At 57.0% G+C, this 23,402-nt stretch carries 20 protein-coding genes; 13 read left to right on the forward strand and 7 right to left on the reverse strand.

Annotation, left to right across the window (positions count from 1 at the left end):
- Nucleotides 1–32: 32 nt before the first annotated feature.
- Both degQ and zapG read right to left on the reverse strand, forming a co-directional pair.
- On the reverse strand, nt 33–1,403 hold the full coding sequence (gene degQ, locus AAE045_RS19055) for a serine endoprotease DegQ (RefSeq protein WP_455549053.1): 1,371 nt from the start codon (nt 1,401–1,403) through the stop codon (nt 33–35).
- Nucleotides 1,404–1,587: 184 nt separating this feature from the next.
- The gene (gene zapG / locus AAE045_RS19060; RefSeq protein ID WP_455426691.1) at nt 1,588–1,989 is read right to left on the reverse strand and encodes a YhcB family protein; all 402 of its coding nucleotides are present in this window, start codon (nt 1,987–1,989) and stop codon (nt 1,588–1,590) included.
- A 178-nt stretch (nt 1,990–2,167) separates the two neighbouring features.
- Between zapG and zapE the strand changes: the two genes are divergently transcribed.
- From zapE to nanQ, 10 genes are all read left to right on the forward strand, one after another.
- On the forward strand, nt 2,168–3,295 hold the full coding sequence (zapE, locus tag AAE045_RS19065) for a cell division protein ZapE (RefSeq protein WP_455549054.1): 1,128 nt from the start codon (nt 2,168–2,170) through the stop codon (nt 3,293–3,295).
- A gap of 226 nt (nt 3,296–3,521) precedes the next feature.
- Nucleotides 3,522–3,950 (forward strand): 50S ribosomal protein L13, encoded by a 429-nt coding sequence (gene rplM / locus AAE045_RS19070; RefSeq protein WP_202306163.1) that lies wholly within the window; start codon nt 3,522–3,524, stop codon nt 3,948–3,950.
- A 15-nt stretch (nt 3,951–3,965) separates the two neighbouring features.
- Nucleotides 3,966–4,358, forward strand: a complete 393-nt coding sequence (gene rpsI / locus AAE045_RS19075; RefSeq protein ID WP_202306161.1) for a 30S ribosomal protein S9 — start codon at nt 3,966–3,968, stop codon at nt 4,356–4,358.
- A gap of 320 nt (nt 4,359–4,678) precedes the next feature.
- On the forward strand, nt 4,679–5,320 hold the full coding sequence (gene sspA, locus AAE045_RS19080) for a stringent starvation protein SspA (protein ID WP_455549055.1): 642 nt from the start codon (nt 4,679–4,681) through the stop codon (nt 5,318–5,320).
- A 3-nt stretch (nt 5,321–5,323) separates the two neighbouring features.
- The gene (gene sspB / locus AAE045_RS19085) at nt 5,324–5,824 is read left to right on the forward strand and encodes a ClpXP protease specificity-enhancing factor (protein WP_455549056.1); all 501 of its coding nucleotides are present in this window, start codon (nt 5,324–5,326) and stop codon (nt 5,822–5,824) included.
- Nucleotides 5,825–5,884: 60 nt separating this feature from the next.
- On the forward strand, nt 5,885–6,667 hold the full coding sequence (locus AAE045_RS19090) for a transcriptional regulator NanR (RefSeq protein ID WP_455549057.1): 783 nt from the start codon (nt 5,885–5,887) through the stop codon (nt 6,665–6,667).
- Nucleotides 6,668–6,836: 169 nt separating this feature from the next.
- A complete protein-coding gene (gene nanA / locus AAE045_RS19095; protein ID WP_455549058.1) occupies nt 6,837–7,736 on the forward strand; it encodes an N-acetylneuraminate lyase in 900 nt (299 codons plus the stop codon).
- Between the two features lie 87 nt (nt 7,737–7,823).
- Nucleotides 7,824–9,317: a sialate:H+ symport family MFS transporter gene (locus AAE045_RS19100; RefSeq protein WP_455549059.1), complete on the forward strand. Its 1,494-nt coding sequence runs from the start codon at nt 7,824–7,826 to the stop codon at nt 9,315–9,317.
- Nucleotides 9,314–10,189: an N-acetylmannosamine kinase gene (gene nanK, locus AAE045_RS19105; RefSeq protein WP_455549060.1), complete on the forward strand. Its 876-nt coding sequence runs from the start codon at nt 9,314–9,316 to the stop codon at nt 10,187–10,189. Before AAE045_RS19100 ends, nanK begins: the two co-directional genes overlap by 4 nt.
- Complete coding sequence (gene nanQ / locus AAE045_RS19110; protein WP_455549061.1) at nt 10,186–10,653, forward strand: N-acetylneuraminate anomerase; 468 nt, start codon at nt 10,186–10,188, stop codon at nt 10,651–10,653. The genes nanK and nanQ overlap by 4 nt, the downstream gene beginning before the upstream one ends.
- Before the next feature lie 76 nt (nt 10,654–10,729).
- Here the strand turns inward: nanQ and AAE045_RS19115 are convergent, their stop codons facing one another.
- Together AAE045_RS19115 and gltB are read right to left on the reverse strand one after the other, a co-directional pair.
- Nucleotides 10,730–12,148: a glutamate synthase small subunit gene (locus AAE045_RS19115; RefSeq protein ID WP_455549062.1), complete on the reverse strand. Its 1,419-nt coding sequence runs from the start codon at nt 12,146–12,148 to the stop codon at nt 10,730–10,732.
- Between the two features lie 9 nt (nt 12,149–12,157).
- Nucleotides 12,158–16,615 carry a glutamate synthase large subunit gene (gene gltB, locus AAE045_RS19120; protein WP_455549063.1) on the reverse strand — a complete coding sequence of 1,486 codons (4,458 nt, stop codon included), beginning with the start codon at nt 16,613–16,615 and terminating at the stop codon, nt 12,158–12,160.
- Nucleotides 16,616–17,299: 684 nt separating this feature from the next.
- On the opposite strand from gltB, the gene AAE045_RS19125 reads away from it, so the two are divergent.
- From AAE045_RS19125 to mtgA, 3 genes are all read left to right on the forward strand, one after another.
- Nucleotides 17,300–18,232: a TIGR01212 family radical SAM protein gene (locus AAE045_RS19125; protein WP_455549064.1), complete on the forward strand. Its 933-nt coding sequence runs from the start codon at nt 17,300–17,302 to the stop codon at nt 18,230–18,232.
- Nucleotides 18,233–18,293: 61 nt separating this feature from the next.
- A complete protein-coding gene (arcB, locus tag AAE045_RS19130; RefSeq protein ID WP_455549065.1) occupies nt 18,294–20,642 on the forward strand; it encodes an aerobic respiration two-component sensor histidine kinase ArcB in 2,349 nt (782 codons plus the stop codon).
- A gap of 309 nt (nt 20,643–20,951) precedes the next feature.
- Nucleotides 20,952–21,680 carry a monofunctional biosynthetic peptidoglycan transglycosylase gene (mtgA, locus tag AAE045_RS19135; protein WP_455549066.1) on the forward strand — a complete coding sequence of 243 codons (729 nt, stop codon included), beginning with the start codon at nt 20,952–20,954 and terminating at the stop codon, nt 21,678–21,680.
- Nucleotide 21,681: 1 nt separating this feature from the next.
- Here mtgA and npr read toward each other — a convergent pair whose 3' ends face one another.
- Genes npr through ptsN form a run of 3 tightly spaced genes read right to left on the reverse strand, consistent with a single transcriptional unit; the run spans nt 21,682 to nt 23,350 of the window.
- Nucleotides 21,682–21,954 carry a PTS phosphocarrier protein NPr gene (npr, locus tag AAE045_RS19140; protein ID WP_202306127.1) on the reverse strand — a complete coding sequence of 91 codons (273 nt, stop codon included), beginning with the start codon at nt 21,952–21,954 and terminating at the stop codon, nt 21,682–21,684.
- On the reverse strand, nt 21,951–22,805 hold the full coding sequence (rapZ, locus tag AAE045_RS19145; protein ID WP_121266407.1) for an RNase adapter RapZ: 855 nt from the start codon (nt 22,803–22,805) through the stop codon (nt 21,951–21,953). The genes npr and rapZ overlap by 4 nt, the downstream gene beginning before the upstream one ends.
- Nucleotides 22,806–22,858: 53 nt before the next feature.
- A complete protein-coding gene (gene ptsN / locus AAE045_RS19150) occupies nt 22,859–23,350 on the reverse strand; it encodes a PTS IIA-like nitrogen regulatory protein PtsN (protein ID WP_455549067.1) in 492 nt (163 codons plus the stop codon).
- Between the last annotated feature and the right edge of the window lie 52 nt (nt 23,351–23,402).

A 23,402-nucleotide genomic window follows, 5' to 3' on the forward strand; every position in this document is an offset into this window, starting at 1 on the left:
TCGTACTCGCGATGCCCGATTACCGGACAAAATTAATGCAATAACAAATAGAGGCTGTCTTCGCCGCGCACGACCTGCAGGGCGATGACCGGCGGCTTGGATTCCAGCACTTTGCGCATCTCGGCGATGGTACGGATCCGCTCGCGGTTAATGCCGATGATCACATCATCTTTATGCAGGCCGACCTGGGCGGCTGGCGTCCCTTTTTCTACGCTGTCGAGCTTCACGCCCTTAGCGCCGTCTTTCAGCTGCCCATCGCTGAGTGATGCCCCCTGTAGCGCAGGTGCAATCAGCTCTGCGTTGGCCGATGACGCGGTGCTCTTATCCAGCGTAACGCTGACTTCCAGCGGTTTACCATCGCGCAGCAGGCCGAGCTTCACGACCGTGCCGGGTTCGGTGGTAGCGATTTTGGCCCGTAGCTCTGCGAAGCTGTTAAGCGGATTGCCGTTCAGGCTGATAATCACATCACCCGCTTTCACGCCCGCCTTCGCCGAGCCGGACTGCGGCAGCACTTCGCTGACGAACGCCCCGCGCTGGGTGGAAAGCTTGAACGCCTTGGCTATATCAGCGCTCATTTCCATGCCCTTAATGCCCAGCAGGCCGCGTTTGATTTCACCAAACTCCATCAGCTGTTTTGCCAGCGTCTGGGCCATGTTGCTGGGAATAGCAAAGCCGATGCCAACGCTGCCGCCGCTCGGGGCGAGAATGGCGGTGTTAATGCCGATCAGCTCGCCGTTGAGATTAAGCAGCGCCCCGCCGGAGTTACCCCGGTTGATGGAAGCATCGGTCTGAATGAAGTTTTCCAGCCCTTCCAGGTTCAGCCCGCTGCGGCCAAGGGCCGAAACGATACCTGAAGTTGCCGTCTGCCCAAGCCCGAACGGGTTGCCGACGGCCACGGCAAAGTCGCCCACGCGGAGCTTATCGGAGTCAGCTACGGCGATCTGCGTAAGCCCGGTCGCGTTTTGTAGCTGGATTAACGCGATATCACTCTGGTCGTCGCCACCAATCAGTTTGGCATCGAATTCGCGGCCGTCATTTAGCTGTACGCTGATTTTTTCCGCGTGGCTTATCACGTGGTTATTGGTCAACACGTAACCTTTCGCCGCGTTGATGATTACGCCCGATCCCAGACCTTCAAAAGGCTGCGCTTCGGAAGGTGGCAGCTCGCCGCCAAAATATTTCTTTAACTCCTCCGGGACCTTCTGCGTTGGCGCGGCGGCGGTGCCCTCAACCTGGACGCTGACCACCGCAGGCAGCACTTTCTCAAGCATTGGCGCAAGGCTCGGCAGCGCCGGTTGCCCAGGCACCTGTGAAGGGATAGAGGCAACTGCAAGGGGAGACGCGCCCAGAGCTAACCCAACGCTTAACGCTAACGCACTCAATAACCGTGTTTGTTTCTTCATTGATGGCTTGCTCTCGTGACCTGGATAAGGATAAAAGGAAAACCCGATAACACTCGATGTTATTGAAATATCAGCCGGGTAACAATGTCATTGTTATAGCGTAGAGATACTTAGATGATAGCTGGGGAGAAGGGAGATTTGGGGCATGACGCCATGCCCCGGCAAAAAAAACTTCTGACTGTGATTAATCGCGTTTGGCGCGCTCGGTACGGAGCAAACCAGATGCACCGTCTGAGTAGTCACGCGGCATCTGCACCGGCGCCTGATCGTTGCTGGCTTCAGATTCAGCCAGACGGTTGCGGAACGGGTTGGCTTCCGCAGAAAGCTCAGGCAGCAGGCTGCTGGAGCTCTTCGCCATGTGCTGATAAAGCTGACGATAGTCGTGCGCCATATTGTCGAGCAGCTCTGCGCTATGGGCAAAGTGGCTGACCAGCTCCTCACGGTAATCCTCAAGCTCCGCTTTGTTTTTCTCCAGCTCGTACTGCATTGCCTGCTGCTGGCGAAGTTTGCGGTTGCCAAATCGCATGGCGACGGCACCGATAATAATACCGACAACTAACCCAATTAGCGCATATTCCCAGGTCATGAACTTCTCCCGTTATCTTGTGAATCCGTAAGGGCAATGTAGCCACTATAACCGCTAACCTAAGAGAAGTGGAATCCTGACGCAGCATCGCTTAGGGTAGAACGACCTTTTTTTTGCCATCCGCCCATCAAAACACCTGCAAACGGCAATAAGATTATTAAGGGAAGATCATAATACCATGCAAAATCACTCCCCTGCATCGCGCTACCAACAGGCTCTCACCGAGGGAAGCCACCAGCCTGACGACGTCCAGCGCGAAGCGGTAACCCGCCTTGATGCCATCTATCAGGAGCTGACAAGTAAATGTTCCGAAACAGCGCCGGCTGGCGGAATAATGGCCAAATTTGGCAAGCTGTTAGGCAAACGGGCCACGGCAGGCAGCGATGAACCTGTTCGTGGCCTGTATATGTGGGGTGGAGTGGGGCGAGGCAAGACCTGGCTGATGGATATGTTTTTCCAGAGCCTGCCGGGCGACCGCAAACTGCGCCTCCATTTTCACCGCTTTATGCTGCGGGTCCACGAAGAGCTGACCCAGCTGCAGGGCCAGCCCGACCCGCTGGAAATCGTTGCCGACGGATTTAAAGCCGAAGCGGACGTGCTGTGCTTCGATGAGTTTTTCGTCACGGATATCACCGATGCCATGCTGCTCGGTACATTAATGAAAGCGCTTTTTGCCCGCGGTATTACGCTGGTGGCAACGTCGAACATTCCGCCCGATGAGCTTTACCGCAACGGGTTGCAGCGCGCGCGGTTTATCCCGGCTATCGAGGCGCTTAAGAGTCATTGCGACGTGATGAACGTCGATGCGGGCATTGATTATCGCCTTCGCACGCTCACCCAGGCGCACCTCTGGCTCGCTCCGCTGGATGACGCAACGGCTTCGCAAATGGAACGTCTTTACACCGCGCTTGCTGGCGAACCGCGAACGGGGACACCGGCGCTGGAAGTTAACCATCGTCCGCTTCAGACGCTGGGCACGGCTAACCAGACGCTGGCCGTTGACTACAAAACCCTGTGCGTCGATGCCCGTAGCCAGCACGACTACATCGCCCTGTCGCGCCTTTTCCATACCGTTTTATTGTTTAACGTCCCGGTGATGACGGTCTCTTCGGAAAATGAAGCCCGGCGCTTCATTGCGCTGGTGGATGAGTTTTATGAACGCCACGTCAAGCTGGTGGTTTCCGCGCAGACAGAATTATTCGATATTTATCAAGGCGAAAGGCTTAAGTTCGAATTCCAGCGCTGCCTTTCCCGCCTGCAGGAAATGCAAAGCGAGGAGTATTTACGCCTGTCGCACATGCCGTAAGGCAGATAATGTGGATTGAGTCATAAAAAGGGTCGACCTTTGAAGGTGACTTCTCTATAATCTTGCGACCCCACGTTACAACCAAAGTTTTTTTCCCAAAACTTTTGTCGTGCCGGCATAGGCTATTCGAAGGGGTAGGTTTGCTGGACAATGTCGCGTGAACCTCAACTGATTTTAAACGTTTGGGTGTTCACCAACGTGTAACTATATATTGGGTAAGCTTTTAATGAAAACTTTTACAGCTAAACCAGAAACCGTACAGCGCGACTGGTATGTTGTTGACGCTGAAGGTAAGACCTTAGGTCGCCTGGCTACTGAACTGGCTCGCCGTCTGCGCGGTAAGCACAAAGCGGAATACACTCCGCACGTTGATACTGGTGATTACATCATCGTTCTGAACGCAGAAAAAGTTGCTGTAACCGGCAACAAGCGTACTGACAAAGTGTATTACCATCACACCGGCCACATCGGTGGTATCAAACAAGCGACCTTTGAAGAGATGATTGCCCGCCGTCCTGAGCGTGTGATTGAAATCGCGGTTAAAGGCATGCTGCCAAAGGGCCCGCTGGGTCGTGCTATGTTCCGTAAACTGAAAGTTTACGCGGGCACCGAGCACAACCACGCGGCACAGCAACCGCAAGTTCTGGACATTTAATCGGGATTATAGGCAATGGCTGAAAATCAATACTACGGCACTGGTCGCCGCAAAAGCTCCGCAGCTCGCGTGTTTATCAAACCGGGCAGCGGCAAAATCGTTATCAACCAACGTTCTCTGGAACAGTACTTCGGTCGTGAAACTGCCCGCATGGTAGTTCGTCAGCCGCTGGAACTGGTTGATATGGTTGAGAAATTCGATCTGTACATCACTGTTAAAGGTGGTGGTTCTTCCGGTCAGGCTGGTGCGATCCGTCACGGTATCACACGCGCTCTGATGGAGTACGACGAGTCCCTGCGTGGCGAACTGCGTAAAGCTGGCTTCGTTACTCGTGATGCTCGTGAAGTTGAACGTAAGAAAGTCGGCCTGCGTAAAGCACGTCGTCGTCCTCAGTTCTCCAAGCGTTAATTGTTCTCTGCTTACGCAGAAAGGCAATTGGCAAAAACCCGGTCCAGTACCGGGTTTTTTTATGTCTGAAATTTATATTATTGCTTTCAACTCCCTGATAATTAGGTGCATTTTCCCAAAATCAGGAACCACCCCCCACAAAACTGCTAAAATCTGGTAAACTATCAACCAATTTTCTGCCCAAATGTCGGCATCAGTCTGTTTTCGCCACGGTTTCTGGCAACTGATGGCAGTCCGGCGTGAGTTGGGTAATTAACAGTCAGGTTAGTCGCCGCTTGCGGCTATTAGCAGTAATTTTCTGAATAAACTTGGAGGTTTTCATGGCTGTCGCTGCCAACAAACGTTCGGTAATGACGCTGTTTTCCGGTCCTACTGACATCTATAGCCATCAGGTACGTATCGTGCTGGCCGAAAAGGGTGTTAGCGTTGAAATTGAGCATGTGGAAACGGATAACCTGCCTCAGGATCTGATTGACCTCAACCCAAATCACAGCGTACCGACTCTGGTTGACCGCGAACTTACCCTGTGGGAATCCCGCATCATCATGGAATATCTTGATGAGCGTTTCCCGCACCCGCCGTTAATGCCGGTATACCCTGTTGCTCGTGGTGAAAGTCGTCTGTACATGCACCGCATCGAGAAAGACTGGTACACCCTGATGAACACAGTGGTGAACGGTTCTGCTCAGGAAGCTGACGCGGCCCGTAAACAGCTGCGCGAAGAGCTGCTGGCTATCGCTCCGGTGTTCACCCAGAAGCCGTTCTTCCTGAGCGATGAGTTCAGCCTGGTGGACTGCTACCTGGCTCCGCTGCTGTGGCGTTTACCGCAGATGGGTATTGAGCTGACCGGTGCAGGCTCTAAAGAGATGAAAGGTTATATGACTCGCGTATTTGAGCGTGACTCCTTCCTGGCCTCTCTGACCGAACCTGAGCGCGAAATGCGTCTGCATACCCGAGGCTAATGGATGGATATGTCGCAATTGTCACCGCGTCGTCCCTATCTGCTCCGTGCTTTTTACGAGTGGCTACTGGATAACCAGCTCACGCCGCACCTGGTTGTGGATGTGACATTGCCAGGCGTGCATGTGCCGATGGAATATGCGCGCGACGGGCAAATTGTTCTGAATATCGCTCCGCGTGCGGTAGGAAACCTGGAGTTGGGTAACAACGACGTGACCTTTAACGCCCGTTTCGGCGGCGTTCCTCGTCAGGTGTTTGTTCCGATGGCAGCCGTGCTGGCGGTTTACGCGCGTGAAAATGGTGCTGGCACCATGTTCGAGCCGGAAGCCAGCTATGACGGCGAAGCTGCCAGTCATAACGACGAGCAGGGCCCGGTCTCCGCTGAGCCAGAAATGGTCATGCAGGTAATTGATGGCGATCGCCCGGATCATGATGAAGATGATAACGGCCCGGACGATGAGCCACCTCCGCGCGGTGGACGCCCGGCGCTACGAGTAGTCAAGTAACACCAGGGCCAGTCTGTCGACTGGCTTTTTCTTCCCCTTACACGGCCCGACTCTGACGCTATGAGCACTTTTGACGACCAGCCAGCTGAGACGACTGACACCATCGGACACGCGATGCGCCGTCGCCCGCTTGCACGTAAAAAGCTCTCAGACATGGTGGAAGAAGAGCTGGAACAGATGATCCGCAGAAGGGAGTTTGCCGAAGGCGAGCAGCTTCCTTCCGAGCGTGAGCTGATGGCGTTCTTTAACGTTGGCCGGCCTTCGGTGCGCGAGGCGCTGGCCGCGCTCAAGCGCAAAGGCCTGGTGCAAATCAGCAACGGCGAGCGGGCACGCGTTTCGCGTCCGTCTGCGGACACCATCATCGGCGAGCTGTCCGGCGTGGCGAAAGATTTTCTCTCCCGTCCCGGCGGCATTGCCCATTTCGAACAGCTAAGGCTGTTTTTTGAATCAAGCCTGGTTCGCTATGCGGCGGAATTTGCCAGCAACGAGCAGATTGCCCGCCTGGGTAAAGCGCTGGAGATGAACAGCCAGTCGCTGGATGACAACGATCTGTTTATCCGCTCTGATATTGAGTTTCACCGCGAGCTGGCAGAAATCCCCGATAACCCCATTTTTATGGCCGTGCACGTAGCGCTGCTGGACTGGCTGATTGCCGCGCGTCCCGCAGTTCCACAGGAAGAGCTGCACGCGCATAACAATGTCAGCTACCAGCAGCATATTGAGATCTACAGGGCGATTGAGGCCCGCGATCCGGACGCCGCAGACGCCGCGCTTAAAGCTCATCTGAAAAGCGTTTTTGCCGCTTATTACAAAACCCCAGCGAAGCGTTCAGCGAAAAAGTAGATCCGTAGCGATCTGCGACATACCCCGCACTCATTCACACCCATCATCATTTCCTATGAACAGGATCACATCCTGACCGCTTCACGGTATGGCGTTTAGTTTTTGATCTGGTATAACAGGTATAAAGGTATATCAATCAGATTAAAAACCACACAATACAGAGGCGTATATGACACAGAAACTTCGGGGCGTGATGCCGGCACTGCTCACTCCTTTCAATCAGCAGCAGCAGGTGGATACGGACAGCCTGCGCCGCCTGGTGCGTTTTAACGTTGAGCAGGGCGTGGACGGCCTGTACGTTGGCGGCTCGACCGGAGAGGCCTTCCTGCAAAGCGTCCAGGAGCGCGAGCAGGTTCTGGAGATCGTCGCCGAAGAGGCAAAGGGTAAAGTGACGCTGATTGCCCACGTCGGAGCCATCAGCACCCAGGAGAGCCAGACTCTGGGAGCCGCCGCGCATCGCTACGGATTTGATGCCGTCTCTGCGGTCACGCCGTTCTACTATCCATTCAGCTTCAACGAGCACTGCGATCATTACCGCGCGGTTATCGACGCCTCAGGCGGGCTGCCGATGGTGGTCTATAACATCCCGGCGCTCAGCGGCGTGAAGCTGACGCTGGATCAGATTGCCACGCTTATCAGCCTGCCGGGCGTCGGCGCGCTGAAACAAACCTCCGGCGATCTGTATGAAATGGAAAAGATCCGCCGTGCGCATCCCGATCTGGTGCTTTACAACGGCTATGATGAAATCTTTGCCTCCGGCCTGCTGGCGGGGGCCGACGGTGGCATCGGCAGCACTTATAACGTGATGGGCTGGCGCTATCTGGCGATCAGGCGGGCTGTTCAGGAAGGAGACGTTGCGCGCGCCATGCGGCTGCAAAGCGAGTGTAACAAGGTCATCGACCTGCTGATTAAGGTCGGCGTCTTCCGCGGCCTGAAAACGCTGCTGCACTACATGGATATCGTTGCCGTACCGCTTTGCCGGAAACCTTTCGCACCGGTGGATGAGCAGTATTTACCGGAACTGAAAGCGCTGGCGCTTAAGCTGCAGGCGGAACGCGCTTCATTCTGATCCGTAATGCCGGGCAGCCCGGCATTACTACGACTTCCAGACCTAACCAAAGGGCGGGTAGCTGACTACCCGCGCCGGGAGTGCTTTATGAATAACACTACCCAACAGATCCCGTGGCATCGTCATTTAACCAGACCGCAGTGGAAGGCCTTTTCGGCGGCGTGGATTGGCTACCTGCTGGATGGTTTTGATTTTGTTCTGATAGCGTTAGTCCTCACTGAAATACAAAGCGAGTTCGGCCTCACTACCATTCAGGCCGCCAGCCTGATCTCGGCGGCGTTTATCTCCCGCTGGTTCGGCGGGCTGGTGCTGGGGGCGATGGGCGATCGCTACGGGCGCAAGCTCGCGATGATCACCAGCATCGTGCTTTTTTCGGTCGGTACGCTGGCCTGCGGTTTCGCGCCGGGCTTCACGACCATGTTTATTGCCCGTCTGGTCATCGGCATGGGGATGGCGGGGGAGTATGGCTCCAGCGCCACCTACGTGATAGAGAGCTGGCCGAAGCACCTGCGCAACAAGGCGAGCGGATTCCTGATCTCCGGCTTTTCCATTGGGGCCGTGCTGGCCGCGCAGGTCTATAGCGTTGTCGTCCCTGAATGGGGCTGGAGGGCGCTGTTCTTCATCGGCATTTTACCGATTATATTCGCGCTGTGGCTGCGCAAAAGCATCCCGGAGGCAGAGGACTGGCAGCAGAAGTTTGCCGATAAGAAACCAACCAAAACGATGGTGGATATTCTCTATCGCGGCGAGCACAGGGTTATAAATATTTGCCTGACGTTTGTCGTGGCGACGGCGCTCTACTTCTGTTTCTCCGGCAAGATTGGCAACGCGGCGATCATCGCCGCACTGGGCCTGGTCTGCGCCGCGGCGTTCATCAGTTTTATGGTGCAAAGCAGCGGCAAGCGCTGGCCGACGGGCGTCACGCTGATGGTCGTGGTGTTCTTCGCCTTCCTCTATTCCTGGCCGATTCAGGCTCTGCTGCCAACGTATCTTAAAACCGATCTGGGCTATGACCCGGCGATGGTCGCCCATATGCTGTTCTTCAGCGGCTTTGGGGCAGCGGTGGGCTGCTGCGTCGGCGGTTTTCTTGGCGACTGGCTGGGCACGCGCAAAGCCTATGTTTACAGCCTGCTGGTGTCACAGCTGCTGATCATCCCGGTCTTTGCGATTGGCGGCGGGAATCTCTGGGTGCTCGGCCTGCTGCTGTTCTTCCAGCAGATGCTGGGCCAGGGCATCTCCGGCATTTTGCCGAAGCTCATCGGCGGATATTTCGATACCGAGCAGCGGGCAGCAGGCCTTGGCTTTACCTACAACGTGGGTGCCCTTGGCGGCGCGCTGGCCCCGGTGATTGGCGCGGCCATCGCACAGCGTCTTGATTTAGGCACTGCGCTGGCGTCGCTCTCCTTTACCCTCACGTTTGTGGTGATCCTGCTGATTGGGCTGGATATGCCGTCGCGCATTCAGCGCTGGATCCACCCGGAAGCCGTGCGCACTCACGACTCCATCGACGGCAAGCCGTTTAGCGGCGCGGTTATTCCAGCAGGCCAGAAACGTTCGCTGGTCCAAAAGGTGGTGAAATGAGCACGCTGGCCATCGACCTTGGCGGCACGAAAATCGCCGCCGCGCTGGTGGACGAGGCGCTTAACATCACCGGGCTGCGTACCGCTGCAACGCCTGCCAGCAAAACGCCGGAGGCGCTGCGAGCCTGTCTGACCGAACTGGTCACGCCTCTGGCGGCAAATGCGCGGCGCGTCGCGGTCGCTTCGACGGGGATAATCAAAGATGGCGTCCTGACGGCGATTAACCCTGAAAACCTGGGCGGCCTGGCAAGCTTCCCGCTAAAGGATGTGCTAACCCAGCTTACCGGGCTGCCGTGCCTCACGGTGAACGACGCGCAGGCGGCTGCATGGGCGGAGTACCGTCCGCTGGCGGGAAAGATCAGCGATATGGTCTTTCTGACGGTTTCCACCGGCGTTGGCGGCGGCATTATCAGCGACGGCAGGCTGCTGGTGGGCAGTGGCGGACTGGCCGGGCATCTTGGGCATACGCTTGCCGACCCGAACGGGCCACGCTGCGGCTGCGGACGAATTGGCTGCGTGGAAGCTATCGCTTCCGGCCGCGGTATTGCGGCGGCGGCAAAGGGGGAGCTGGCAGGCTGTGATGCCAGGGCGATTTTTGGCCATGCGGCGGAAGGCAATCCCCAGGCCGTGTTATTGATACAGCGCTCGGCCAGGGCGCTGGCGCGGCTGATTGCCGACGTGAAAGCCGTGACGGACTGCCAGTGCGTGGTGACAGGGGGCAGCGTCGGGCTCAGCGAAGGGTATTTATCTTTAGTCAAAACCTTTCTTGCCGAAGAGCCGGAGACCTACCGCTCCCCGCTATACCCGGCAAGATATCAACACAACGCGGGCCTGCTGGGCGCCGCGCTGTTAGCACAGGAAGCCATCCCATGATTAGCGGAGAGTTTCACCATCCTGAATCCGCAGGATTACCCGCCGCGCTGGTTAATGCCGTTCGCGTGGCGTTAGCCCATGAACCGCAGCATAAGGAACCGGGCAGCTATCCCTTACAGGGCGAGAAGCTCTTTATGAATATTATGGAATTCGCGACTTCCTCACCGGACGAGAAAAAAGCCGAGCAGCACGAGGCCTACGTGGATATCCAGCTTCTGCTGTCGGGAGATGAACAAATCTATTATGGATTTTACGGCAGCGCGCGTGAATGTGAGGAGCAGCACGTTGAGGAGGATTATCAGCTGTGCAACCACATTGAGAATCAGCAGGTGCTGACGTTACGGGCAGGGCAGTTTGCGGTGTTTATGCCAAACGAGCCGCATAAGCCTGGCTGTATCGTGACGCGGCCCGCCGCCATCAAGAAAGTCGTTATCAAGGTGCATCGCAGCCTGCTCGTGGCATAAAAAAACCGGAGGCAACATGTCCTCCGGCTTTTTTGTCAGCAGGTCGGATAAGCGTTAGCGCCATCCGACACGGGCATTACACTTCCAGGTAGTTCAGGATCCCGTCAGCCGCTTTACGGCCTTCGGCAATCGCCGTTACCACCAGGTCCGAACCACGCACCGCATCGCCACCGGCGAAGATTTTCGGGTTGCTGGTCTGGAACGGGTTATCGCTGCCTTCCGGTGCCAGAATGCGGCCCTGGCTGTCCAGCTCCACGCTGTGTTTTTCCAGCCACTGCATGCTGTGCGGACGGAAGCCAAACGCCATTACCACCGCATCTGCCGGAACTACATGTTCTGAACCGGCAACGATTTCCGGACGACGGCGACCGTTGGCATCCGGAGCGCCCAGCTCTGTGCGAGCGAACTTCACGCCGGAGACGCGACCGTTGGCGTTGATCTCCACGCCCAGCGGCTGTGCGTTGAACTGGAACTCAACGCCTTCTTCACGCGCGTTTTTCACTTCGCGTCTGGAGCCAGGCATGTTCTCTTCGTCGCGACGATAAGCACAGATAACGTGCGATGCGCCCTGACGAACGGAGGTCCGCACGCAGTCCATCGCGGTATCACCACCGCCAAGAACCACCACGCGTTTACCTTCCATATTCACATACGGCTCTTCAACGGTTTCACCGAAGCCCATCATTTGCTTGGTGTTGGCAATGAGGAACGGCAGGGCGTCGTAAACGCCTGGCGCATCTTCATTCTCTAAACCACCGCGCATGGACTGGTAGGTACCGACGCCCAGGAAGACCGAATCAAACTCGCTCAGCAGGTCGTCGATTTGCACATCGCGGCCCACTTCGGTGTTCAGTTTGAATTCAATGCCCATACCGCTGAAGATTTCGCGGCGCTTGGTCATAACGTCTTTTTCCAGCTTGAAGGCCGGGATGCCGAAGGTCAGCAGGCCGCCGATCTCCGGATGACGGTCGTAAACCACCGCCTTCACGCCGTTGCGCGCCAGCACGTCCGCACAGGCCAGCCCGGCAGGGCCAGCACCGATGATTGCCACACGCTTGCCGGTTTGCTTCACGCCGGTCAGGTCCGGCTTCCAGCCCATCTCAATCGCTTTATCGTTGATATAGCGTTCGATGTTGCCGATGGTGACGGCACCGAACTCGTCGTTCAGGGTGCAGGAACCTTCGCACAGGCGGTCCTGTGGGCATACGCGACCGCACACTTCCGGCAGGCTGTTGGTCTGGTGAGACAGCTCAGCCGCTTCAATGATGCGCCCTTCGTTGGCCAGCTTCAGCCAGTTTGGAATGTAGTTATGAACCGGGCATTTCCATTCGCAGTAAGGGTTGCCGCAGGACAGGCAGCGGTCTGCCTGCGCCTTGGCCTGGCCTTCTGAGAACGGCTCGTAAATTTCCACAAATTCAATTTTACGGATCTTGAGCGGTTTCTTTGGCGGATCAACGCGCTGTAAGTCGATAAATTGATAAACGTTTTGACTCATCGTAACCTCTTACTGCGCCTGCACCCGCAGCTCGGCTGCGGAACGACTGCGGTGACCCAACAATGCTTTGACATCACTGGACTTCGGTTTAACCAACGTGAATTTCGGTGCAAAGGCCGGCCAGTTCGCCAGAATCTCTTCGCCGCGCTGTGAACCCGTCAGCTGCACGTGCTCGGTAATCATGCCGCGCAGGTGCTCTTCGTGAATCGGCAGCTCTTCAACGTTGAGCAGCTCGACCAGCTCCGGGTTAACACGCTTGCGGAAATCGCCGTCTTCGTCGAGCACGTAGGCGAAGCCGCCCGTCATGCCAGCGCCGAAGTTCACCCCGGTTTTACCGATGATGCAGACGATGCCGCCCGTCATGTATTCACAACCGTTGTCGCCAATGCCTTCAACTACGGTGATTGCGCCGGAGTTACGCACCGCGAAACGCTCACCCGCATGGCCGGACGCATACAGCTTGCCGCCGGTTGCGCCGTACAGGCAGGTGTTGCCGATAATAGTCGCTTCATGGCTGCGGAACGCGGAGCCGACCGGAGGACGAATGGAGATAAGCCCGCCCGCCATGCCTTTGCCGACGTAGTCGTTGGCATCGCCGGTCAGGTGCAGCTCAACGCCGCCCGCGTTCCAGACGCCGAAGCTCTGGCCTGCGGTCCCGCTGAAGTGCGCTTTAATCGGATCGGCCGCCAGCCCCTGATCGCCGTGGTGCTGTGCGATATAGCCGGAGAGCATCGCCCCCACTGAACGGTCAGTGTTGCGGATATCGAACCAGAACGTTTTGCTCTGCTTGTCGTCCACGTACTGCTTCGCCTGGCCCAACAGCTGGGCGTTCAAATCGCCTTTATCGAACGGCGGGTTGTGCTCGGTGCAGAACACCGCTTTGCCCGGCATCGGTTCAGCCGTTTTCAGCAGGTTAGAGAGGTCCAGGTTCTGCTGTTTGGCGGTGAACCCGTCCAGCTCTTTGAGCAGGTCGGTACGGCCAATCAGATCTACCAGACGCTTCACGCCCAGCTGCGCCATCAGCTCGCGGGTTTCGCGGGCGATGAACTCAAAGTAGTTCGTTACCTTGAACGGCAGGCCGTGGTAGTGGTTCTTACGCAGCTTCTCGTCCTGGGTTGCAACGCCCGTCGCGCAGTTGTTCAGGTGGCAAATACGCAGGTATTTACAGCCTAAAGCAACCATTGGCCCGGTGCCGAAGCCGAAGCTTTCCGCGCCCAGAATCGCCGCTTTGATGATATCGAGGCCGGTTTTCAGGCCGCCGTCCACCTGCAGACGGATCTTATGACGCAGACCGTTAGCCACCAGCGCCTGCTGGGTTTCCACCAGGCCCAGCTCCCACGGGCAGCCCGCGTATTTCACGGAGGAGAGCGGGCTTGCGCCTGTGCCGCCGTCATAGCCTGCGATGGTGATCAGGTCCGCGTAGGCTTTCGCCACGCCGGTTGCGATAGTGCCGACACCAGGTTCTGAAACCAGCTTCACGGAGATCATCGCCTTCGGGTTGACCTGTTTGAGGTCAAAAATCAGCTGCGCCAGATCTTCGATAGAGTAGATATCGTGATGCGGCGGCGGCGAAATCAGCGTCACGCCAGGCACGGAGTAGCGCAGCTTGGCGATATACGGGGTCACTTTGTCACCCGGTAACTGACCGCCTTCGCCAGGTTTCGCACCCTGGGCCACTTTAATCTGGATAACGTCGGCGTTGACCAGATAAGCCGGGGTCACGCCAAAGCGACCGGAAGCAACCTGCTTGATGCGGGAAACTTTGTTGGTGCCGTAGCGCGCCGGGTCTTCGCCGCCTTCGCCGGAGTTGGAGTTTCCGCCGATGCTGTTCATCGCCTCAGCCAGAGACTCATGCGCTTCCGGGCTTAATGCCCCGATAGACATAGCGGCAGTATCGAAACGCTTGAACAGCTCGCTTGCCGGCTCCACGTCTTCAATACGGATGCTTTCGCCCTGAGGATCCAGCGCCAGCATATCGCGCAGCGTAGCCACCGGACGTTCGTTCACCAGCTTCGCGTAGTCCTGATAATCTTTGTACTCGCCGCTGTTCACCGCTTTTTGCAGCGTCTGCACCACGTCCGGGTTGTAGGCATGATATTCGCCGCCGTGGACAAACTTCAGCTGACCGCCCTGATCCAGCGGCTTGCGGACCAGCCACGCGCGTTTGGAGAGGTTAAGCAGGTCCTGCTGGAAGTCGTTGAAGCCCGCGCCGCCGATACGGCTGACCACGCCCTGGAAGCACAGCTCAGAGACTTCTTTATGCAGGCCGACCGCTTCAAACAGCTTCGAGCAGCGGTAAGAGGCGATAGTCGAGATGCCCATTTTGGACATGATCTTGTACAGGCCCTTGTTGATGCCGTTGCGGTAGTTCTGCATCACGGTACGGTAGCTCTTATCCAGCGCGCCGGTATCGACCAGACGAGCCAGCGATTCGTACGCCAGATAAGGGTAGATAGCCGTTGCGCCGAAGCCCAGCAGCACCGCGAAGTGGTGCGGGTCGCGGGCGCTTGCGGTTTCAACAATGATGTTGGCGTCGCAGCGCAGGTTTTTCTCGACCAGGCGAGTCTGGATCGCGCCTACCGCCATCGGTGCCGGAACCGGCAGGCGATTTTTGGCGATGTTGCGGTCAGACAGCACCAGCAGGACGGTGCCGTTGCGCACCATACGTTCAGCTTCATCGCACAGGGCGCTGACGGTTTCGTGCAGCGACTTCTCGGTGACATCGTAGGTGATGTCCAGCGTGTCGGCGCGGTAGTACTCTTCGTCCAGGCTGGTGAGCTGCTGGAAATCAGACCACAGCAGAATCGGCGATTTGAAGCTCAGGCGGTGCGCCTGGCCTTCCGCTTCGCAGAAGACGTTCATTTCACGGCCGATGCTGGTGGCCAGCGACATCACGTGGGCTTCACGCAGCGGATCGATTGGCGGGTTGGTGACCTGCGCAAACTGCTGGCGGAAGTAGTCGTAAATAATGCGTGGCTGGCTGGAAAGCACGGCAAACGGGGTATCGTCACCCATTGAACCGACCGCTTCCTGGCCGTTTTCACCCAGCACGTGCAGGATGGAATCCAGCTCTTCCGCGCTGTAGTTAAACTGTTTCTGGTAGCTCGCCAGCGTGTCGTCGTCCAGCTCGCGGGTGCCCACTTCTTCATCCGGCAGGTCTTCAAACGGCACCAGACGGCGCACGTTGTTTTCCATCCACTCTTTGTACGGATGACGGCTTTTCAGCTCTTCATCGGTTTCCGCAGAGTGAAGGATGCGGCCAACTCGGGTGTCGATTACCATCAGTTCGCCCGGGCCTACGCGACCCTTCTCCACCACTTCGTCCGGCTGGTAATCCCAGATGCCGACTTCCGAGGCGCAGGTGATGAGCTTGTCTTTGGTAATGACGTAGCGGGCAGGGCGCAGGCCGTTACGGTCAAGGTTACAGGCAGCGAAACGTCCGTCGGACATAACGATACCCGCCGGGCCGTCCCACGGCTCCATGTGCATGGAGTTAAAGTCGAAGAACGCGCGCAGCTCCGGGTCCATGTTCGGGTTGTTCTGCCAGGCCGGTGGAACAAGCAGGCGCATGGCGCGCACGATGTCCATGCCGCCTGCCAGCAGCAGCTCCAGCATGTTATCCATCGAGCTTGAATCGGAGCCGGTTTCGTTAACAAACGGCGCGGCATCGTGCAGATCCGGGATCAGCGGGGTCTGGAACTTATAGGTACGGGCGCGCGCCCACTGGCGGTTACCGGTAATAGTGTTGATTTCGCCGTTGTGCGCCAGGTAGCGGAACGGCTGAGCCAGCGGCCAGCGTGGGACGGTGTTGGTGGAGAAGCGCTGGTGGAACAGGCAGATGGCCGATTCCAGACGCAGGTCCGCCAGGTCCAGGTAGAAGCGCGGCAGGTCAGCCGGCATACACAGACCTTTATAGATGTTCACCAGGTTTGACAGGCTACAAACGTAGAAGTCTTTATCCTGGATACGCTTCTCAATGCGGCGGCGGGCGATGAACAGGCGGCGTTCCATATCGCGCGGGCGCCAGCCGGCCGGAGCATTAACAAAGATTTGTTCGATGCGAGGCTTAGAGGAGAGGGCGATTTCACCGAGCACGTCTTCATTGGTTGGCACTTCGCGCCAGCCGACGATCGACAGGGTCTCGTTTTGCAGCTCTTCTTCAACGATGCGGCGGCTGGCAGAAGCCAGGGCATCGTCTTTATTTAAGAAAATCATGCCTACGGCATAGTTCTTCGCCAGGCGCCAGCCGCGCTCCTGGGCAACAATACGGAAGAAACGGTCAGGTTTCTGTAACAGCAGGCCGCAACCGTCACCGGTTTTGCCATCGGCAAGGATCGCACCACGGTGCTGCATTCGGGCCAGTGCGTGTATAGCAGTACGCACTACCTTGTGGCTAGGTTCGCCTTCTATGTGGGCGATCAGGCCGAAACCACAGTTATCCTTCTCAAGGGATTTATCGTACAACATATCAGTGAACCTCCCCAGGCTCTACGTGACTCACTCCAGGACCGCTGCGCACGGGCGTAAAAAGGGCATGGCGACGGGGTTTCGCGTGTCATACGCTCACCTCGCGTGTCGCCCTCTTAATTGACCTTTGCATCGGTTTCACAAGCGTTGAGGACTTGCTTTAGAGGGAATCTAAATTACTGCATAAATATGACGGGCACAGGGCCCATCCAGAAAGCTTCCAGCGGATTTCCAACTTATCGGGAAAGCGTACACAGGTCAAATGTCATTCTTATTTATGCGTAATTGTGCTAAACGATGCTTAACGCGCTGAATATAAAGATATTTCTAATCGTTTTGGCACGCGTGACGCACCCGTAAACGAGGCGGGTTCTGTGATCTCTCTCACTGTCTGAAAGGCAACGAAATTACAGTCCATGCTGGCACCAGTAATTTTACCAGCACGTTATGCTGCTAATAGGCCTGGGCGTACTGCATGACACTGTTTTTCACCAGCGGGCATATTCTTTGAAAAGAAGGTCGCAGTATAAGGAAAAGTAATCATCTGCATCGTGCGTAGAATTGCACTAATTGTGAATGGTTATTCAATAGCTAAAGCTGCGCCAGTACGCTTGATCCAGGTCATCGCGTCGTGGTGCAGAAAATGGCAGGCTACGTCCCTTTCTCGGGCCGGCCCAACAGATTATGCAGTTACAGAAATTAGTCAATATGTTTGGCGGCGATCTTACCCGCCGCTACGGGCACAAAGTCCATAAGCTCTCCCTCCACGGCGGCTTCAGCTGTCCGAACCGCGACGGCACCATCGGACGCGGCGGATGCACTTTCTGCAACGTGGCCTCTTTTGCCGATGAAACCCAGCAGCATAAGTCGATTGCCGACCAGCTTGCCCATCAGGCGAAGCTCGCGGACCGTGCCCAGCACTATCTGGCCTATTTCCAGGCCTATACCAGCACATGGGCGGAAGTTCAGGTGCTGCGTTCGATGTATCAGGAAGCGGTGGCGCAGACCAACATCGTAGGGCTGTGCGTGGGCACCCGCCCGGACTGCGTGCCGGAAAGCGTTCTGGATTTATTAAGTGAATACCATGACCGTGGCTACGAGGTCTGGCTGGAGCTGGGGCTGCAGACGGCGCACGACAAAACCCTGCGCCGCATTAATCGCGGTCACGATTTCGCCTGCTACCAGGAAACAACGCGCCGCGCCCGCCTGCGCGGCCTGAAAGTATGCAGCCATCTTATCGTCGGGCTGCCGGGAGAAGGGCAGCAGCACTGCATGGAAACGCTGGAGCGCGTGGTGGAGACGGGCGTGGACGGCATCAAGCTTCATCCGCTGCATATTGTTGAGGGCAGCACTATGGCGAAGAGCTGGCAGGCGGGGCGTTTGCAGGGGATCGAACTGCAAGAATATGCTGTAACCGCAGGGGAGATGATCCGCCATACGCCGCTGGACGTCGTCTATCATCGAATTTCCGCCAATGCGCGTCGTCCGACCCTGCTGGCGCCCCTTTGGTGCGAGAACCGCTGGGCTGGCATGGCGGCCATCGACAAATATTTGCAGGAGTTTGGCCCCCAGGGCTCCGGGCTGAATACCCCCTGGGATCCCACTCTCGTCTCGTAATTCCTGAGCGCCACGTCTTTTTGCGGTATATTTAGCGAATTGTTGGCGAAGGAAACGTTCCATGAAGCAAATCCGGTTACTGGCGCAGTACTACGTTGATTTAATGGTGAAGCTGGGGCTGGTTCGCTTCTCCCTGCTGTTGGCCTCGGCCCTGGTGGTGCTGGCGATTATCGTGCAGATGGCGGTCACCATGCTGCTGCGCGGCGAAGTCGAAAGCATCGATGTCGTGCGTTCAATTTTCTTCGGCCTGCTGATCACGCCCTGGGCCGTTTACTTCCTTTCAGTGGTTGTCGAGCAGCTCGAAGAGTCGCGGCAGCGGCTGTCAAAGCTGGTTGAAAAGCTGGAGGAGATGCGCGAGCGCGACCTGAAGCTAAACGTGCAGCTCAAGGACAACATCGCCCAGCTGAACCAGGAGATTGCCGACCGCGTGAAGGCGGAGGACGAGCGTCAGACCATGCTCGAGCAGCTCAAGGTAGAGATGCAAGAGCGTGAAGAGACCCAAATCCTGCTGGAGCAGCAGTCCTCCTTCCTGCGCTCCTTCCTGGACGCCTCGCCGGACCTGGTCTTCTACCGCAACGAAGACAAAGAGTTCTCGGGCTGTAACCGCGCCATGGAGCTGCTGACCGGCAAAAGCGAAAAGCAGCTGGTCAACCTGAAGCCGCAGGACGTCTACTCGCCGGAGGCGGCGCAGAAGGTCATTGAAACCGACGAGAAAGTCTTCCGCCACAACGTCTCTCTGACCTATGAACAGTGGCTGGATTATCCGGACGGGCGCAAAGCCTGCTTTGAAATCCGCAAAGTGCCTTATTATGACCGCGTGGGTAAGCGCCACGGCCTGATGGGCTTTGGACGCGATATTACCGAGCGTAAGCGCTACCAGGACGCGTTAGAGCGCGCCAGCCGGGATAAGACTACCTTTATCTCTACCATCAGCCACGAGCTGCGCACGCCGCTTAACGGCATCGTCGGCTTAAGCCGTATCCTGCTGGATACCGAACTGAACGCCGAGCAGACCAACTACCTGAAAACCATCCACGTTTCGGCCATCACGCTGGGCAATATTTTCAACGATATTATCGATATGGATAAGCTTGAGCGTCACAAAGTGCAGCTGGACAACCAGCAGGTGGACTTCACCAGCTTCCTGGCGGACCTGGAAAACCTCTCCGGGCTGCAGGCGCAGCAGAAAGGCCTGCGTTTTGTGATGGAGCCAGCTCTTCCGCTGCCGCATAAAGTGGTGACCGACGGCACCCGCCTGCGCCAGATCCTCTGGAATCTCATCAGCAACGCCGTGAAATTTACCCCGAAAGACGGGCAGGTCACGGTGCGCGTGCGGTATGAAAACGAAAATCAGCTGCGTTTTGAGGTGCAGGATTCCGGGATTGGCATCCCGCAGAACGAGCAGGACAAGATCTTCGCCATGTATTACCAGGTGAAAGACAGCAAGGGCGGCAAGCCTGCCACAGGCACCGGGATAGGCCTTGCGGTCTCCCGCCGCCTGGCGAAAAGCATGGGCGGCGATATTACCGTCAGCAGCGAGCCGGGCGCAGGGGCGCTGTTCACCCTTACGGTGCAGGCTCCGCGCGTGGCGGAAGAAGTAGAGGACACGCTGGACGACGACGAGATGCCGCTGCCTGCGCTGCACGTTCTGCTGGTGGAAGATATCGAGCTGAACGTGATTGTTGCCCGCTCGGTGCTGGAAAAGCTCGGCAACAGCGTCGATGTGGCTATGACGGGCAAAGAAGCGCTTGAGAAGTTTACGCCCGGTGAATACGACCTCGTCCTGCTGGATATTCAGCTGCCGGACATGACCGGGCTGGATATCTCCCGCGAACTTAACGTCCGCTTTGCCAAAGAGGATTTGCCGCCGCTGGTGGCGCTGACGGCAAACGTGCTGAAGGACAAAAAAGAGTATCTGAACGCTGGCATGGATGACGTGCTCAGCAAGCCGCTGGCGGTGCCGGCGCTGATGGCGGTCATCCAGAAATTCTGGGATAACCAACAGTCTGACCCTGAGAAGGAACCTGTAATGACTCAAGTTGACAGCAGCAAGCAGCAGGCGTTACTCGATATACCGATGCTCGAACAGTACATGGAGCTGGTTGGACCGAAGCTCATCACCGACGGGCTGGCAATGTTTGAAAAGATGATGCCGGGCTATTTAAGCATCCTGGACTCCAACATGACCGCCCGCGACCAGAAGGGCGTCGTGGAAGAGGGGCATAAAATCAAAGGAGCGGCCGGTTCGGTGGGCTTGCGTCATCTGCAGCAGGTTGCCCAGCAGATCCAGTCGCCGGATTTACCTGCCTGGTCTGATAATGTGGGTGAATGGATTGAAGAGCTGAAGCAGGAGTGGCAGCACGACGTGGACGTGCTCAGGGCGTGGGTCGCCGCAAACGCCAAAAAATGACCCCGGATAGACCGGGGTGCGCGAATACTGCGCCAACACCAGGGAAACCTGGAGGCTGCGCTGAGTTTTTATAGGTGGGAATCAGGCTGCGCAGCCTGCAATTCGCGGGATGCTCAGCATTTAAGATAGCAAACCCTACAAACTTTGTTACATGAATCAGTAAAATGTGTGAGCCACAGCGGCCAAATTATTCAGGCTAATAATGGTGGCCGCATGACGAAAAAGGGACGTACTAATGACGAAAACAGGCGTGGCGGCTGGCCACTTTGACGACGGTAAATTCGGGTTCTCCGTGCTGGATCTGAACGCATGAGGAAAGGTCGCTTTTCCACCTGGATGCAGATAAAGCGCTGGGCCCTGCGCGCCGTGCTGGCCGTGATCGGCGTATGGATAGCAGGCATTCTGCTCTTCAGCTTCCTGCCGGTGCCGTTTTCGGCGGTAATGGTCGAGCGACAGCTTGGCGCCTGGCTGACGGGCGATTTCAGCTACGTTGCCCATTCCGACTGGGTGAGCATGGACGAGATCTCCCCGTGGATGCCGCTGGCGGTGATGGCCGCCGAAGACCAGAAGTTCCCGGAGCACTGGGGCTTTGATATGGACTCTATCGAAAAGGCAATTTCGCACAACGAGCGCAATGAATCCCGCATTCGCGGCGCGTCCACGCTCTCCCAGCAAACCGCGAAGAATCTCTTTTTATGGGACGGGCGCAGCTGGGTGCGCAAAGGCCTGGAGGCCGGGCTGACGCTGGGAATGGAGGTGGTGTGGACCAAACGCCGAATACTGACCGTCTACCTGAATATCGCGGAATTTGGCGAAGGTACGTTTGGCGTTGAAGCCGCCGCGCAGCGTTATTTCCACAAGCCTGCGAGCCGTTTAACGGCATCGGAAGCCGCTCTGCTTGCCGCGGTGCTGCCTAATCCGATCCGTTTTAAAGCGAATGCGCCTTCTGGCTACGTGGGACAGCGTCAGCAGTGGATTCTAAGGCAGATGCGCCAGCTGGGTGGGGAGTCGTTCCTGGCGCAGCATGATTTGAAATAAGTTAGTCTTCGTCAAAACCGGCGTTGAACAGCGCGACCACCGCTGCCAGCGCCTGCTCTTCCTGCGGGCCGGTGACCTCCACTTCGATCTGCCCGCCCTTGGCCGAATCCAGCATCAGCAGCGCAATCACGCTGCTGGCCTCGGCCTCGGTGCCCGCTTCATTGCGCAGCATCACTTCCGCATCAAAGCTCTGCACCAGCTCAAACAGTTTCATGGCCGGGCGCGCGTGCATGCCCAGCTTATTGGTGATCTCAACGGTATGTTTTACGGTCATGTTTTACGTTTTTCCAGCGTACGATGACGAGACTGAACGTTCTTACCGCGCGAGCGGAAGTAGTCGGCCAGCTGCTCGGCAATATAGACCGAGCGGTGCTTACCACCGGTACAGCCGATAGCCACGGTCAGGTAGCTGCGGTTGTTGGTTTCCAGCATCGGTAACCATAGCTCAAGGTAGCTACGGGTCTGGTAGATAAAATTGTGTACTTCTGTGTGGCGGTCGAGGAATGCCGCCACCGGGCGGTCCAGGCCGGTCATCGGGCGCAGCTTCGGATCCCAGTGCGGGTTCGGCAGGAAGCGCACGTCAAACACGTAGTCGGCATCGATGGGAATGCCGTGCTTGAAGCCGAAGGATTCAAAGACCATCGTCAGCTCACGCTCACGTTTGCCCAGCAGGCGGGTACGCAGCATTTCGGCCAGCTCGTGTACCGACATCTCGGACGTGTCGATGATCAGATCAGCACGAGATTTGAGCGGCTCTAACAGATCGCTTTCTTCATCGATGGCGCTTTCAAGCGAGAGGTTTTTGCTGGAAAGAGGATGCAGACGGCGCGTGTCGCTGTAGCGGCGAATCAGCGTGTTGCGGTCCGCATCCAGGAACAGCAGCTGCGGGGAGAAGGCGTCCGGCAGGTTAGTCATCGCCTGTTCGAAAATCTCCGGGTTTTCCGGCATGTTTCGCACGTCGATGCTGACTGCCGCCGAGATCTGCCGCTCCGCGAGGGTTTTCGCGAGATCCGGCAGCAGCACCACTGGCAGGTTATCGACACAGTAGAATCCCATATCTTCCAGTGCACGCAAGGCTACAGACTTCCCTGAACCTGAGCGGCCGCTGACAATCATCAGCACCATGTATTTATTCTCCCGAGATATCAGGCGGTGACAATAGCGTCTGAGCCGCCGGATTATTCACTTTCACTACCCTGTTCTGACTCGGTAATGATCTGATAAAGCTCTTCATTGCTTTGTGCGCCACGCAGGCGACGACAGATGGTTTTATCCGCCAGGCGTTTGGCTACCAGCGAAAGCGTGTGCAGGTGCGTTTTGGTCTGATCGGCCGGCACCAGCAGGGCAAAAAGCAGATCGACCGGCTGATTGTCTATCGCATCAAACGCGATAGGCGTTTCCAGCTGAATAAACACCCCAACGGCGCGCAGGGTATCTTCCTCAAGCTTACCGTGCGGAATGGCGATGCCGTTGCCGATGCCGGTACTGCCCATACGTTCGCGGGTAAGTACGGCTTCAAAGACGACCTGCGGCGGCAGACCAAGCTGCTTAGCAGCCAGTTCGCTGATGATTTCCAGAGCGCGCTTCTTGCTCTGGCAATGCACGCTGCTGCGGGTACATTCCTGGTTAAGGACCTGACTAAGTTGTAGAGCGGAATCGTTGTTCATCATAAGTTCACCTAAGCACCCTGTAATGCTAACGGCCCGTTACCACGGGATAACG

This window comes from Dryocola clanedunensis (assembly GCF_038405435.1).
GTDB lineage: Bacteria > Pseudomonadota > Gammaproteobacteria > Enterobacterales > Enterobacteriaceae > Dryocola > Dryocola clanedunensis_A.